General features: G+C 72.8%; 13 protein-coding genes. 7 read left to right on the top strand and 6 right to left on the bottom strand.

What is annotated here, in order from left to right:
- Positions 1-15: 15 nt before the first annotated feature.
- Both ACFVYI_RS33765 and ACFVYI_RS33760 read right to left on the bottom strand, forming a co-directional pair.
- A complete protein-coding gene (locus tag ACFVYI_RS33765) occupies positions 16-570 on the bottom strand; it encodes a Uma2 family endonuclease (protein WP_387892645.1) in 555 nt (184 codons plus the stop codon).
- Between the two features lie 41 nt (positions 571-611).
- Entirely contained in the window at positions 612-1,286 is a 675-nt protein-coding gene (locus ACFVYI_RS33760) for an alpha/beta fold hydrolase (RefSeq protein ID WP_387892643.1), read from the bottom strand.
- A 299-nt stretch (positions 1,287-1,585) separates the two neighbouring features.
- Between ACFVYI_RS33760 and ACFVYI_RS33755 the strand changes: the two genes are divergently transcribed.
- Positions 1,586-2,191, top strand: coding sequence for a hypothetical protein (locus ACFVYI_RS33755; protein ID WP_387892642.1), 606 nt, complete (start codon positions 1,586-1,588; stop codon positions 2,189-2,191).
- Positions 2,192-2,419: 228 nt separating this feature from the next.
- Here the strand turns inward: ACFVYI_RS33755 and ACFVYI_RS33750 are convergent, their stop codons facing one another.
- Positions 2,420-3,724: an MFS transporter gene (locus ACFVYI_RS33750; protein ID WP_387892640.1), complete on the bottom strand. Its 1,305-nt coding sequence runs from the start codon at positions 3,722-3,724 to the stop codon at positions 2,420-2,422.
- 71 nt (positions 3,725-3,795) lie between these two features.
- On the opposite strand from ACFVYI_RS33750, the gene ACFVYI_RS33745 reads away from it, so the two are divergent.
- The 3 genes from ACFVYI_RS33745 (at position 3,796) to ACFVYI_RS33735 (ending at position 6,651) form a co-directional block, all read left to right on the top strand.
- The gene (locus ACFVYI_RS33745) at positions 3,796-4,794 is read left to right on the top strand and encodes a LysR family transcriptional regulator (protein WP_387892639.1); all 999 of its coding nucleotides are present in this window, start codon (positions 3,796-3,798) and stop codon (positions 4,792-4,794) included.
- Between the two features lie 152 nt (positions 4,795-4,946).
- Positions 4,947-6,095, top strand: a complete 1,149-nt coding sequence (locus tag ACFVYI_RS33740; protein WP_387892637.1) for an adenosine deaminase — start codon at positions 4,947-4,949, stop codon at positions 6,093-6,095.
- A 202-nt stretch (positions 6,096-6,297) separates the two neighbouring features.
- Positions 6,298-6,651: a hypothetical protein gene (locus tag ACFVYI_RS33735; RefSeq protein ID WP_387892635.1), complete on the top strand. Its 354-nt coding sequence runs from the start codon at positions 6,298-6,300 to the stop codon at positions 6,649-6,651.
- A 179-nt stretch (positions 6,652-6,830) separates the two neighbouring features.
- Here ACFVYI_RS33735 and ACFVYI_RS33730 read toward each other — a convergent pair whose 3' ends face one another.
- On the bottom strand, positions 6,831-7,013 hold the full coding sequence (locus ACFVYI_RS33730) for a PspC domain-containing protein (RefSeq protein WP_329488007.1): 183 nt from the start codon (positions 7,011-7,013) through the stop codon (positions 6,831-6,833).
- A 412-nt stretch (positions 7,014-7,425) separates the two neighbouring features.
- Here ACFVYI_RS33730 and ACFVYI_RS33725 point away from each other — a divergent pair, with 412 nt between their 5' ends.
- Genes ACFVYI_RS33725 through ACFVYI_RS33715 form a run of 3 tightly spaced genes read left to right on the top strand, consistent with a single transcriptional unit; the run spans position 7,426 to position 9,907 of the window.
- A complete protein-coding gene (locus ACFVYI_RS33725) occupies positions 7,426-7,848 on the top strand; it encodes a GntR family transcriptional regulator (protein WP_387892634.1) in 423 nt (140 codons plus the stop codon).
- Positions 7,845-8,804 carry an ABC transporter ATP-binding protein gene (locus ACFVYI_RS33720; RefSeq protein WP_387892633.1) on the top strand — a complete coding sequence of 320 codons (960 nt, stop codon included), beginning with the start codon at positions 7,845-7,847 and terminating at the stop codon, positions 8,802-8,804. The genes ACFVYI_RS33725 and ACFVYI_RS33720 overlap by 4 nt, the downstream gene beginning before the upstream one ends.
- Positions 8,801-9,907, top strand: a complete 1,107-nt coding sequence (locus ACFVYI_RS33715) for a hypothetical protein (protein ID WP_387892631.1) — start codon at positions 8,801-8,803, stop codon at positions 9,905-9,907. The genes ACFVYI_RS33720 and ACFVYI_RS33715 overlap by 4 nt, the downstream gene beginning before the upstream one ends.
- Positions 9,908-10,019: 112 nt before the next feature.
- Here ACFVYI_RS33715 and ACFVYI_RS33710 read toward each other — a convergent pair whose 3' ends face one another.
- Positions 10,020-10,811 carry an ABC transporter permease gene (locus tag ACFVYI_RS33710; protein ID WP_387892630.1) on the bottom strand — a complete coding sequence of 264 codons (792 nt, stop codon included), beginning with the start codon at positions 10,809-10,811 and terminating at the stop codon, positions 10,020-10,022.
- A complete protein-coding gene (locus tag ACFVYI_RS33705) occupies positions 10,808-11,788 on the bottom strand; it encodes an ATP-binding cassette domain-containing protein (protein WP_387892628.1) in 981 nt (326 codons plus the stop codon). The genes ACFVYI_RS33710 and ACFVYI_RS33705 overlap by 4 nt, the downstream gene beginning before the upstream one ends.
- Positions 11,789-11,911 lie beyond the last annotated feature (123 nt).

Raw genomic sequence — 11,911 nt, 5'->3', positions numbered from 1 at the left:
CGCACGTACGGCCGGTCAGGCGTACGTGCGCAGGACGCCGGTGTCGATCGACCACGGGCCGACGGTGATCGTGTCACCGAAGGCGAACTCCTTGCGGGACGGGTAGCCGGGCTCGTCGTGCACGATGCCGGTGCCCTTGCGGGGATCGACCAGCAGGTAGAGCGGGATGCCCATGGCCGCGTAGTCGCGGACCTTGTCGTGGTAGTCGTTCTCGGGGTTCGACTTGGACACGATCTCCACCACGAGGAGGATTTCGTGAGGGAGTAGAGCTCGTTCCTCGTCATCCAGAGCGGCTTCGGGGAACACCATCAGGTCGGGATTGCGCAGCCGCCCCAATCCGACGTCCTCCAGATCCGCGCCACCGTGAGCGATGTAGCCGGGGTGGGTGTTCGGGAGTTGGGCGTTCAGTTGCCGGGCAAGGCGGATCACGGCCAGCTCGTGCCGTTTCACCGGCGACATCATCATGACGATCTCGCCGCCGGCGATCTCGATCTTCCCTATCCCCGGCACCTGCGGTAGCTGATCGGCGATCTCGCGCAACCGGGCGTACACAGCAGGATCGATGCTCATAGTCCGGAGTGTATCGGCGACCGCCGACGCCCGGACGGCGGTCAGGAGGCCGCGGTGAGCGCGATCTTCAGGAACTCCTCCGGGGCCTCGTGGATCAGGTCGTGGCCGACCGGGAGGGTGTGCACGGTCCACGCCGGGTCGTCGCGCAGGCGGTCGAAGGTCTCCAGGAGCGGGCTGTCCTCGAAGCGCTCGGCGTGGATGTAGACGCGGCGGGTGACGGCGTCGGCCGCGCCGGTGAGGGCGATCGGCTGGAGCAGGCTGGCCGTCGGGTGGACGGTGGCGCGCGGGTCGAGGGCGGGGTTCGAGCCGACCACCGCGAGGCCGCCGCCCGCGGCGGCGCCGGCCAGGTAGCGCTGCTTCCAGACCTCGTTGACGATCCGGTAGGCCGACTCGCCGTCACGGGGCACGAAGGCGTCCGCGTACACCAGCGCCCCGATCCGCTCCGGCGCCCGGTCGGCGACCCCGGAGAGGACCATCCCGCCGTAGCTGTGCCCGACCAGCACCACGTCGGTGAGCCGCTCGGCCTCCAGCAGCCCGATCACGTCCTGGACGTGGGTGTCCAGGTTGACCGCCGCGTTGTTCAGGTGCCCGCGCTCGGAGACCCCGGTCAGCGTCACCGGGTACACCTCGTGCCCGGCGGCGCGGAGCCCCTCGGTGAGCGGCCGGTACCACCAGGCGCCGTGCAGCATGCCGGGGATGAGAACGAAGGTGGCCATGGCGTCTTCCTCTGGTCGCGCGGGCGGGACGAGAGGAAAGCTACGGCGGATACCTGACAGCCTGCGTCAGGTATCCGCCGCGAGGTCCGGACCGCCTGGGTGCGGTGCGGGAGAAGGCGGTCATCGCCCGGATCCGCCGCGTCGGGTCGGTGCGGCTGCGGCCACACACCTCCCGCCCGGTCCGTTCCCGCCGTCGGGCTCCGGGCCGGCTGGACAACAATTCCGCAAACGGCCGACATACCCACAAGTACGCCGGTAGACCAGCCTCTTGACACCACGATCCGGAGGATTCCCCGCGTATGAGCAGCCCCGACCAGCAGCAGCCCCTCGGCCCCTCCTGGGTGCCGCCGAACTCCGCCGTGCCGCCCGAGTGGAAGCAGCCCGCAGCCCCGAAGCCGGGCCTGCCGAAGGGTGTGAAGATCGCGGGAGGGGTCCTCGGCGGCCTGATCCTCGTCGGTGGGTGCAATGCCCTCATCGCCGGGGGGAAGGACACCGACCGCACGTCGGCCCCGGCACCCACCACCACGGTCACCGTCACCCGGACCGTGACGGCCGCCGCCGCACCGCCCGCTCCGGCGGCGCCCGCCGTGACTGCCACGGTGGTCGTGACGCAGCCCGCCGAGACCCCGCTCTCACCCAAGGAGACCCCTGTTGCCGCCCCCGGCGACACCGTCCCGGGGAGCGGAACGTATCTGGTGGGCGACGACATCAAGGCCGGCACCTACAAGACGGCCGGGCCGGCGCGCGGCGGCCTCTGCTACTGGGAGCGGGGCAAGGATGCCACCGGAGGCTTCGAGTCGATCATCGCCAACGAGAACCTGACCGGCCAGGGCGTCGTCACGATCAAGAGCACGGACAAGGTGTTCAAGACGCAGGGGTGCCAGGACTGGGTGAAGTCCAAGTAGGTCGGGAGGTCCTGCCGTGCTGACCCGGTCACCGGGCACCCGAGCCGACCGCACCCCCGCGCAGGAAGTCGGCCGAGCCGACTTCCTGCGCGGGCCGGCCGACTCCTCGCGATGTCGACGAGGGACCGCGGGAATCCCCGGCGTTCTCGGAATCCTTGCCGTGCTCGCTTCGGGGCAACGGCCTCCTCGGCCTGGGGGCGGCGGCGCTCGGGGTCTGCCGCGCGGAACCTATCGGGCGGAGAGCCCACCCGGCAGACCGCTTCCGGCCCGGCGGGCGCTCAGGGCCCGGCGGGTGGCGTAGAGGGTGACGCCGGCGGCGAGGGCCATGGCGGTGAGGCCGACGGCGGCCGCGCCGGGCCAGCCGGTGGAGTGGTAGGCGTCGGCGCCGATCGTGCCGCCGAGGCTGTTGCCCAGGTAGTAGGCGATCAGGTAGAGCGCGGAGGCCTGGGCGCGGCCCTCGGTGGCGGTGCGGCCGACGGCCGAGGACGCGGTGGCGTGGCCGGCGAAGAAGCCGGCGGTGATCAGGACCAGGCCGAGCAGGGCGCAGAGCAGCGAGTCGGCGAGCGACAGCAGCAGCCCCGTGGCGGTCACCCCGATCGACACGTACAGCGCGCCGCGCCGGCCGAGGCGGCCGGAGAGGCGCCCGGCGGCGGCCGAGGTGCCGGTGCCGACCAGGTAGACCACGAAGATCGAGGCGGCCACCGACTCCGGCAGGTGGAACGGCGCGGCGATCAGGCGGTAGCCGACGGTGTTGTAGACCGCGCCGAACACGGCCATGAACAGCAGTCCGAGCGCGTACAGCCGGACCAGCAGCGGGTTGCCCAGGTGGCGGCCGACGGTACGGGCCAGCGCGCGGGCGTCCACCGGGGTGGGCGTGAAGTGGCGGGCGGCCGGGATCAGCAGCCGGAAGGCGAGGGCGGCCAGCAGGGCGAGGGCGGCGGAGGCGGCCAGGCCCCAGCGCCAGCCGAAGCCGGCGGCCGTCCAGCCGGAGATCAGCCGCCCGCCCATGCCGCCGATGCTGTTGCCGGCCACGTACAGGCCCATCGCGGAGGCCAGGGCGCTGGGGTGGACCTCCTCGGCGAGGTACGCCATCGCGGTGGCGGGCAGTCCGGCGAGGGCGGCGCCCTGGAGGACGCGCAGTACGACCAGGGTGGTGAGGTCCGGGGCGAACGGCAGGACCAGCGCGAGTGCGGAGGCGGCGAGCACGGAGGCCGTCATCACCGCGGTGCGCCCGTACCGGTCGGACAGGGCGCTGGCCGGGAGCAGGGCGAGGGCCAGGCCGAGGGTGGCGGCGGAGGCCGTCCAACTGGCCTGGCCGGGGGTGAGGTCGAGGTCGGTCGAGAGGACCGGCAGCAGGCCCTGGGTGGAGTAGAGGAGGACGAAGGTCGCGATGCCGGCGGCGAACAGGGCCAGGTTGGCGCGGCGGAAGGCGCGCTGTCCGGGGCGGTGGCGGGAGTCGGCGGCGGCGAGCGGGGACGGCTGGGTGAGGGCATCCGGCACGGTCGCGGATGCCCCGGTACTGGCGGGCTGCATGGCGTCGACGTTAGGGGTGGTCGCGCTGATGCGTCCAATGCATGATTGGCGGACAATCGATACCTCAGGGTATGAGCCGAGGTCGAAGCGGTGAGGGCGGTACGGGAGTGGTGGACAGCACGGAGGGCGTCGATCGCCCGCATCGGCCGGCCGAGTTGGGGCCGGACTTGCCGGCCGTCCAACTGGCGCCCCGGCTGGCGCAGTTCGCGGCGGTCGCCCGGCTGGAGCACATGACGCAGGCGGCCGCGCTGCTGGGCGTGCCGCAGCCGACGCTGTCCCGGGCGGTGGCCCGGCTGGAGGCGGAGCTGGGGGTGGACCTGCTGGCCCGTCAGGGCCGGACCGTCCGGCTGACCAGGGCCGGCCGGCTGCTGCTGGCCTCGGTGGAGCGGGCGCTGGCCGAGGTCGAACGCGGCGCGGAGGCGGCCCGTGCGGAGGCGGACCCGGCGGCCGGGCGGGTGGTCTTCGGGTTCCTCCACACCATGGGGACGGACGCGGTGCCGGCGCTGCTGCGGGGGTTCCGGGCGGCGCACACGCAGGTGCGGTTCCAGCTGGTGCAGGACTACGTCGGCGCGATGCTGGAGCGGCTGCTGGCCGGTGAACTGGACCTCTGCCTGGTCTCGCCGATGCCGGACCACCCCGCCCTGGTGGCCCGCCCGCTGGACGAGCAGCGGCTGCACCTGGTGGTGCCGGCCGACCACCGGCTGGCCGGGCGGCGCCGGATCCGGCTGGCGGAGGTGGCCCGGGAGCCGTTCGTCGGGCTGGAGCGCGGGTACGGGCTGCGCGCGATCACCGACGGCTTCTGCGCGGAGGCCGGCTTCGCGCCGCGGATCGCCTTCGAGGGGGAGGACGCGGAGACCCTGCGCGGCCTGGTCGCGGCCGGGCTGGGCGTGGCACTGCTGCCGCCCGCGCTGGTGCCCCGGCCGGGGGTGGTCGAGCTGGAGGTGACGGCGCCGCGCACCCGGCGGGCGATCGGTCTGGCCTGGGCGGCGGGCCGGCCGCCGACCCCGCCGGTGGCGGCGTTCCGGGACTTCGTGCTGGCGCGCCGGGGGCGGCTGTTGCAGCACGACTGACGGCGCGCGCCGGTGCCGGGGCGTGCCGGTGACCCGTGCGGCCACCGCCCGCGGCGCGCCGCTCGGCCCTTCGGGGGAATTCCCGGTGCACATTGGCCGAACCGGTCGCGTGGGTGTGGCCTGTCTACGCGCGTAGGAGCTACACTCCCGCAATGGAGAACCAGATCCCTGTCACCACCGCGGGCACCGGCCCCCGGATCCCCACCCCCGAGCAGATCGCCCGCGCCCCGAAGGTGCTCCTGCACGACCACCTCGACGGCGGGCTGCGGCCCGAGACCATCGTCGAGCTGGCCGCCGCGGTCGGCTACGAGGGCCTGCCCACCACGGACCCGAAGGAACTCGGCGAGTGGTTCCGCGAGGCCGCCGACTCCGGCTCGCTGGTCCGCTACCTGGAGACCTTCGCGCACACCTGCGCCGTGATGCAGACCCGCGAGGCCCTGATCAAGGTCGCCGCGGACTGCGCCGAGGACCTGGCCGCCGACGGCGTCGTGTACGCCGAGGTCCGCTACGCCCCGGAGCAGCACCTGGAGGCCGGCCTCACCCTCGACGAGGTCGTCGAGGCCGTCAACGAGGGCTTCCGCCTCGGCGAGGCGAACGCCCGCACGGCCGGTCACCGCATCCGCGTCGGCACCCTGATCACCGCGATGCGGCACGCGGCCCGCTCCTCCGAGATCGCCGAGCTGGCCAACCGCCACCGCGACCGCGGCGTGGTCGGCTTCGACATCGCCGGCGCCGAGGCGGGGTACCCCCCCACCCGCCACCAGGCCGCCTTCGACTACCTCAAGGGCGAGAACAACCACTTCACCATCCACGCGGGCGAGGCCTTCGGCCTGCCGTCGATCTGGGAGGCCCTGCAGTGCTGCGGCGCCGACCGGCTCGGCCACGGCGTGCGGATCGTCGACGACATCACGGTGAACGAGGACGGCAGCGTCGAGCTCGGCCGGCTGGCCGCGTACGTGCGCGACAAGCGCGTCCCGCTGGAGATGTGCCCGACCTCCAACCTCCAGACGGCGGCGGCCACTTCGTACGCCGAGCACCCGATCGGGCTGCTCAGCCGGCTGAAGTTCCGGGTGACGGTGAACACCGACAACCGGCTGATGAGCGGCACCAGCATGAGCCGCGAGTTCGGGCACCTGGTGGAGGCGTTCGGCTACACGCTGGGCGACATGGAGTGGTTCACCGTGAACGCGATGAAGTCGGCGTTCCTGCCGTTCGACGAGCGGCTGGCGATGATCAACGACGTGATCAAGCCGGGCTACGCCGAGCTCAAGGCGGAGTGGCTGTTCAGCGCCGGCTCCTGAGGCAGTGGACGGTCGGATGAACGCCCTTGTCACCCCTGGGTGTTGGCGTTCATCTGACTACCCACTCTTGTGGGTTAACGGCTTTTGATCCTCGTGCGATCCGATCACTACGGTGTGGCAGTCAACGCCGACCGGCGGAGGTGGCGGAACCCGCTGCCCTGCCGTGAATGTCGGCCACCGACGAGGATCCAAGGGGACGAACATGAAGCAGGCCACTCTCAAGGCCGCCGGCACCGCCGCGCTCGGCATCGCCATCGCGGCGATCGGCGCCGGCAGTGCGTCCGCCGACCCGGTCGCCGCCGGTGGCCTCGGCCTTCCCACCGGTGCGGTGACCAACCCCGCCGTGACCGGCGCCGTCACCGACACCGCGAGCAAGCTGCCCGGCGGTGACAAGGTCGCCGGCACCCTCGGCACCCTGGCCCCGAGCGCCGGCCAGGCCGTGGCCCCGGCGGCGGACGGCGCCCCCCGCGCCGGCGTGCCGAGCGTCCCGGGCCTGGGCAGCACCCCGCTCGGCGGCCTGACCGGTGCCCTCCCGCTGCCCGGCCTCGGCGGCTGACGCTCCCCGCCACGGCCGACGGGCCGCCCGCACCCCGGTGATCCCGGGGGCGCGGGCGGCCCGTTTCGGCGTTCAGGAGCGTCCGGGCCGGTATCCGTGCCGCGTTGTTCACGGCCCGGGGTTCACGCCTCGGGGGCTCACGGCTCACAGCTCAGGGTTCACGGCTTGCGCCTCAGGGCTCACGGCTCCTGCGGGAGCAGCAGCCAGAGCGCCAGGTAGATCAGGAACTGCGGGCCGGGGAGCAGGCAGGAGGCGAGGAAGATGATCCGGACGGTCCACGGGGTCAGGCCGAAGCGCTCGGCGATCCCGGCGCAGACGCCGGCGATGACGCGGTTGTGGCGGGGGCGGGCGAGGCGGCTCATGGCGGTCTCCGTGTTCCTGGCGGCCCGGGCCGGGCTCTCCGGTGGGCGTACTTCCATGCTCCGCCGCGTCGGCCCCCGAATCCTCAGCCTCGACGGCGATCCCGACCCCGGCCTTTCTCGGTGGTGAGGAGGACCCGACCTCGGGGTTTCCCTCGGGGGCGCCCCGGAGGTTCGCCTGCGCAGGAGTGGGAAGTCGGACCGGCCGACTTCCCGTGCGGCGCGGTCGGTGCCGGGGTCGGGGTCGGCGTCGGTCGGTCGGGCGGGCTCGGAAGCGGTGGAGGTTGCCCCCGCCGCCGGGGCGATGCCCCGGGGCGCCCCGAGCGCCAGGCCGACGGCCGCCGCCGCGGCCCACGATCGGCGGAGTTGACGGCAGGTCATGATCGGGGCACCATTCCACTAGTTAACTAGTGGAATGAGGGATCTCATCGTCGAATACCTCATCGACCGTCGCGGCGGGCTGTCGCCGTATCTGCAGATCATCGAGCAGACGAAGCGGGCGCTCCGGCTCGGAGTGCTCCAGCCCGGCGACCAACTCCCCACCGCCCGCGCGGTGGTGGAGGCGACGGCGATCAACCCGAACACCGTGCTCAAGGCCTACCGGGAGCTCGAACGCGAGGGCCTGGTCGAGAGCCGAAGAGGCGTCGGGACCTTCGTCCGGAAGTCCCTGGCGAAACCACAGACCGTCGAGGCCTCGGCGATCCACGCGGACCTGACCGCGTGGATCACCCGAGCCCGGGAGGCCGGTCTGGAACGCGAGGACGTCGCCGCGCTCGTCGACACCGCCCTGGACCGCGCCTACCCCGTCAGCACCGAGGCCCCCGAGGAGTCCGGGTGAACCACCCCGCAGTGCAGCACCGACCGACCGACGACGCCCCCGCCCTGGAGGTGGTCGGGCTCGGCCTGAAGTACCGCCGGCGCTGGGCCCTGCGCGACTGCGAACTCCGGCTCCCGGCCGGCCGCGTCTGCGCGCTCGTCGGCCCGAACGGCGCCGGCAAGAGCACGCTGATGGCGCTCGCCGCCGGACTGCTCACGCCGACCGAGGGCGCCGTCACGGTCTTCGGAAGCGGGCCGCAGGAGCCCGGTGCCCTCCGGCGCACGGCCTACCTGCGGCAGGACAAGCCCCTCTACCCGCGGTTCACCGTCGCGGAGACCCTGCGGGCCGGCCGGGAGCTCAACCCGGGCTGGGACCAGGAGGTCGCGGAGCGGATCGTGCGGCTGGGCGACCTCCCGTCGGACGCCCGGGTGGGCACGCTCACCGCCGGCCAGCGCACCCGGGTCGCCCTCGCGCTGGTCCTGGGCAAGCGCCCCGACCTGCTGATGCTCGACGAGCCGCTCGCCGACGTGGACCCGGTGGCCCGCCAGGAGCTCACCGGCATCCTGATGGCCGAGGCGGCGGAGCACGGCACCACCATCCTCATCTCCTCCCACGTCCTCGCGGAGCTGGACGGGGTCTGCGACCACGTCACCGTGCTGCGGGACGGGCGGATCCGGCTCTCCGGCGACGTCGAGGAACTGCTGGACGACCACCGCCTGGTGGTCGGTGCCGCCGATGCCGGTGACTCCTCGCCGGCCTCGCTGGCGCACCACGAGATCGTCGAGCTGCGGCGCACCGGCCGTCAGGCGACGGCGCTGCTCAAGCCCTTGGGCGAGATCGACCCGGACTGGGACGTCAGCCGGCCGAACCTGGAGGACATTCTGATGGCGTACCTACGGACCCCCGCCCCGCAGGACCGGCCCCTGGCCGGAGTCGGCGAGCGCACCGCCGGACGTGGGCAGGTGGCGGCCCGATGAGCGTCGCGGAGGTGAACCAGCTGTCCGCCCGGTCGGGTTCGCGGCCGTCGAAGCGGCGCATCGTGCGCGGCGCCGTCTGGCTGGGCCTGCGCCAGGAGCGGACCCCGCTCCTGACCGCCGGTGCCGTCCTCGTGCTGCTCTGCGGCTGGATGCTCATCCTGGGCGGTCAGCTCCAGGGCATCGTGGAGGCCGAGCACATCCAGGGCTGCAACGTCGTCTACTTCCCCCCGGAGTGCGAGACGCTGAGCCGGCAGGCGATCGCCCTGGATGAGCGGTGGGGCGTCGCCGTCCTGGTCACCGGCTGGCTGCTGGCGGCCCTGCCGGTCGCCTTCGGCGTCTTCTTCGCCGCGCCCCTGCTGGCGCGCGAGTTCGAGACCGGGACGTACGCCCTGGCCTGGACGCAGTCCGTGTCGCGGCAGCGGTGGCTGGCCGCCCGGCTGGGGGCGCCGCTGCTCCTCACCCTGCTGGGGTCGTCCGTTCTCGCGGCCGTCGCCACCTGGTGGACCGGGGTGGTCGAGGGGCGGTTCGCCGTCCCCGGCTACTACCACTGGTTCACCTGGATGAGCCGTACCGCCTCGGGGCCGTCGATGGTCGGGTTCTGCCTGCTCTCCGTCGCGCTGGGGGCGGCGGTCGGGCTGGTGGTGCGCCGGGTCGTGGCCTCGATCGTCGTCACGGCCGTCCTCACCCTCGCGGTGCGGTTCGCGGTGGACGCCGGGCGGTACCTGTTCGCGCCGGCGCGGGAGGTGTTCGCCGACGTCAAGATGGCCGGGCCGCTGTCGATGGATCAGATGCGCACGGTCTCCACCGGGCACCTGCCGACGAACACGCCGATCGAATCGGACGTGGTGGGGAACGGCCTGCTCACCAGCGACGGCCTGCGGATCCCGCTGCCGGGCGACTGGATGAGCCGGTTTCCGGACGGCACGGGTCAGTGCCCGTCGCCCGAGTGCCTGGCCCACCACGACACCGTCGTGCAGGCCTACGCGACGTACCACCCGCCGGCCGACGAGTGGGTGATGCACTGGACGCAGACCGGTCTGAGCCTGGCGGTCACCGTCCTCCTGGTCGGGTTCTGCGCCCTGTGGGTCCGTCGCGTGCGCTGAGCGCTCGCCCGCGGGGGCCGGGAACGCCGACGGGGCGGCGTGGACCGACACGGTGTCGGAGTCACGCCGCCCCAGGGCGGGTTGCGGGCCGCTGCCCGCGCGGTCACGGCGGTTACTTCGGGTCGCGGTTGAACGTGGAGGTCGACCAGAAGTAGCCGAGCACCGCGAGGCCCAGGCACCAGGCGACGGCCAGCCAGCCGTTGTGGCCGATGCCGGTGCCGAGCAGCAGGCCCCGCAGGGTCTCGATGGCGGGGGTGAAGGGCTGGTACTCGGCGATCGGCTGGAACCAGCCCGGCATGGAGTGGACCGGGACGAAGGCGCTGGAGATCAGCGGCAGGAAGATCAGCGGCATCGCGTTGTTGCTGGCGGCCTCGGCGTTCGGGCTGATCAGGCCCATGCCGACCGCGATCCAGGTGAGCGCCAGGGCGAAGAGCACGAGCAGTCCGAACGCCGCCAGCCATTCCAGGGCGGTGGCGTCCGTGGAGCGGAAGCCGATCGCCACGCCGACGGCGCCGACGAGGACCACGCTCACGACCGACTGCAGCACGCTGCCGACGACGTGTCCGATGAGCACCGAGGGGCGGTGGATCGCCATGGTGCGGAAGCGGGCGATGATGCCCTCGGTCATGTCGTTGGAGACGGACACCGCGGTGCCGATCGTGGTGCTGCCGATGGTCATCAGCAGCAGGCCCGGGACGAGGTACGCGATGTAGGCGGAGCGGCCCGCACTGCCGTCGCCGATGCCGGCGCTCATCGTGTCGCCGAAGACGTAGACGAAGAGCAGCAGCAGCATGATCGGGGTGAGCAGCAGGTTCAGCGTGAGGGAGGGGTAGCGCCGGGCGTGCAGGAGGTTGCGGCGCAGCATCGTGGTGGAGTCGCGCACGGCGAGGGAGAGGGTGCTCATCGGACGGTCTCCTCGGTCTGGTGGGGGATGGTGCCGGCGTCGGTGCCGGCGTTGGTGCCGGCGTCCGTGAGGGCGAAGAACACGTCGTCGAGGTCGGGGGTGTGGACGGTGAGTTCGTCGGCCTCGATGCCGGCGGAGTCCAGCGAGTCGAGGATGGTGCGCAGGTCGCGCTGGCTGCCGTCGCTGGGGATTCGCAGGGTCAGTGCCTGGTCGTCGTGGGTGGCGTCGGGCAGGGCGGTGGCGGCGCCGCGGTAGGTGGCCGGGTCGGTGAAGCGGAGCCGGACGTGTCCGCCGGGGATCAGCCGCTTGAGCTCCTCGGCGGTGCCTTCGGCGGCGATCTTGCCGTTGTTGAGTACGGCGATCCGGTCGGCGAGTTCGTCGGCCTCGTCCAGGTACTGGGTGGTGAGGAAGACGGTGACGCCGTCGGCGACGAGCTCGCGGATGATCCCCCACATGGTGTGGCGGGAGCGCGGGTCGAGGCCGGTGGTCGGCTCGTCGAGGAAGATGATCCGCGGGTTGCCGACCAGGGTCATGGCGATGTCCAGACGGCGCTTCATGCCGCCGGAGTAGGTGGAGGCGGGCTTCTTCGCGGCGTCGGTGAGGTCGAAGCGTTCCAGCAGCTCGGCGGCGACGCGGCGGCCCTCGCGCCTGGAGAGGTGGTGCAGGTCCGCCATGAGGAGCATGTTCTCCTCGCCGGTGATCAGGCCGTCGACGGCGGAGAACTGGCCGGTGACGCCGATCGCGGCGCGGACCGCCTGCGGGTCGACGGCGAGGGTGTGGCCCGCGACCTGGGCCTGTCCGCCGTCGGCCGTGATGAGGGTCGAGAGGATCTTGACGGCGGTGGTCTTGCCGGCGCCGTTCGGGCCGAGCAGGGAGAAGATCGTTCCTTCGGGGACGGCCAGGTCGACGCCGTCGAGGACGGTCTTGTCGCCGTAGGACTTGCGCAGCCCGTTCGCCACGATGGCCAGGTTGGTCATGAGGGGTTCTCCTTCGAAGGCTGCGGGATCAGAGGCTGCGGGCGGTGATGTCGCCGTAGGCGGTGGTGGCGTGGATGGTGAGGGCGGGGGTGCCGTCGGTGTTCTTGAGGGCGTTGTCGATGC

This window comes from Kitasatospora sp. NPDC058218 (genome assembly GCF_042882445.1).
GTDB lineage: Bacteria > Actinomycetota > Actinomycetes > Streptomycetales > Streptomycetaceae > Kitasatospora.
This window is presented reverse-complemented; position numbering and strand designations above follow the sequence as displayed.

Coding starts and splice junctions, on each gene's coding strand:
- ACFVYI_RS33765 (WP_387892645.1), bottom strand. CDS start 570: ATGAGCATCGATCCTGCTGTGTACGCCCGGTTGCGCGAGATCGCCGAT.
- ACFVYI_RS33760 (WP_387892643.1), bottom strand. CDS start 1,286: ATGGCCACCTTCGTTCTCATCCCCGGCATGCTGCACGGCGCCTGGTGG.
- ACFVYI_RS33755 (WP_387892642.1), top strand. CDS start 1,586: ATGAGCAGCCCCGACCAGCAGCAGCCCCTCGGCCCCTCCTGGGTGCCG.
- ACFVYI_RS33750 (WP_387892640.1), bottom strand. CDS start 3,724: ATGCAGCCCGCCAGTACCGGGGCATCCGCGACCGTGCCGGATGCCCTC.
- ACFVYI_RS33745 (WP_387892639.1), top strand. CDS start 3,796: ATGAGCCGAGGTCGAAGCGGTGAGGGCGGTACGGGAGTGGTGGACAGC.
- ACFVYI_RS33740 (WP_387892637.1), top strand. CDS start 4,947: ATGGAGAACCAGATCCCTGTCACCACCGCGGGCACCGGCCCCCGGATC.
- ACFVYI_RS33735 (WP_387892635.1), top strand. CDS start 6,298: ATGAAGCAGGCCACTCTCAAGGCCGCCGGCACCGCCGCGCTCGGCATC.
- ACFVYI_RS33730 (WP_329488007.1), bottom strand. CDS start 7,013: ATGAGCCGCCTCGCCCGCCCCCGCCACAACCGCGTCATCGCCGGCGTC.
- ACFVYI_RS33725 (WP_387892634.1), top strand. CDS start 7,426: ATGAGGGATCTCATCGTCGAATACCTCATCGACCGTCGCGGCGGGCTG.
- ACFVYI_RS33715 (WP_387892631.1), top strand. CDS start 8,801: ATGAGCGTCGCGGAGGTGAACCAGCTGTCCGCCCGGTCGGGTTCGCGG.
- ACFVYI_RS33710 (WP_387892630.1), bottom strand. CDS start 10,811: ATGAGCACCCTCTCCCTCGCCGTGCGCGACTCCACCACGATGCTGCGC.
- ACFVYI_RS33705 (WP_387892628.1), bottom strand. CDS start 11,788: ATGACCAACCTGGCCATCGTGGCGAACGGGCTGCGCAAGTCCTACGGC.